The sequence below is a fragment of the Mesorhizobium sp. M7A.T.Ca.US.000.02.2.1 genome (assembly GCF_003996995.1).
Lineage (GTDB): Bacteria > Pseudomonadota > Alphaproteobacteria > Rhizobiales > Rhizobiaceae > Mesorhizobium.
Window position 1 is genome coordinate 1 of the sequence record NZ_RZTT01000813.1, and the last position, 958, is coordinate 958.

The following is a 958-nucleotide window of genomic DNA, read 5'->3' on the forward strand; positions in this document are numbered from 1 at the left end:
CAAGGCTGCCGCGCGTTTTTCGCCCAGGGCTTCCGACGTATTGGAAACAGCCATCTCCGCGAGTGCAAGCAATGATGCACCCGGTTCGCAAGTTCGAAGATTGAGCGCACGCCAGGCCAGGTAATTTGTGAACTCCGCGATCAGTCTTTCCCTGGGTAGCGGCGCCTGATCCATCGTGGTGCCGTCAATCCACCGTTCAACCAGAAAGCCATGGCAAAGCGCGACAACTTGCGATCCGAACTCGGCTTCATGCAACATCGTCGCGGTTCGTTTCTTGCGCCGACCGGTTTCGCCGAGGCCCGCGAATTTGACGAACCAGCGGTCACGCCCGGCGGACGCCAGGAATTTACGCCGCTCGGTACCGCGAGGGCTCGGCGGCCAGCGCCCTTCGTCGGCGTAGTGGGCGGCCCGCCACTCGCCGCCAGATAGCTCGGTCAGGCCTAATTCCGGCCTGCCGACCGCCTCGGCCACCCAATCGCGCAACGTGGGAATTTTCGAGCTTTCGGAGAAGGTGCATTCAAACGCCGTCGCCACATGCTTCGGACAGCGCGACCATGTCTCCCGAGCCTCCCGCGACGCTTCGATGCCCGGGCCGCCTGAATGGCTGGGAAACAGGTGAATGCGGTCCGTATCGATACCCAGTTCACGCAGCCACATGATAACGGCATGCATCGAACTGCCGGACAGGCCAGGACCCTCGTCGACAACGGCGAAACGCGCCGACGGATTGTTCATCCAAGTGGCGATCGACTGCGGATCGGCGTTGATATACCTGCGGAAGGGATGGCCGATCGGGCGAACGCTGAATGGTGCCGGCGCACCAATCGAGGCCGCCACCATAGCTGCCAGCCCGAGGCCGATGCTGCGGACGCCGATCACGCATGTGTTCGCATCGAGCCCCGACTTCTGCGCCGCGTCCAAATAGCTTTCGGGATAAAGCGCATAATGCGCATAACCC

General features: G+C 62.2%; 1 pseudogene. It reads right to left on the bottom strand.

From position 1 onward, the window contains the following. Window positions 1-958 (bottom strand): annotated as a pseudogene (locus EOD15_RS34830) (hypothetical protein); the annotation flags it as partial.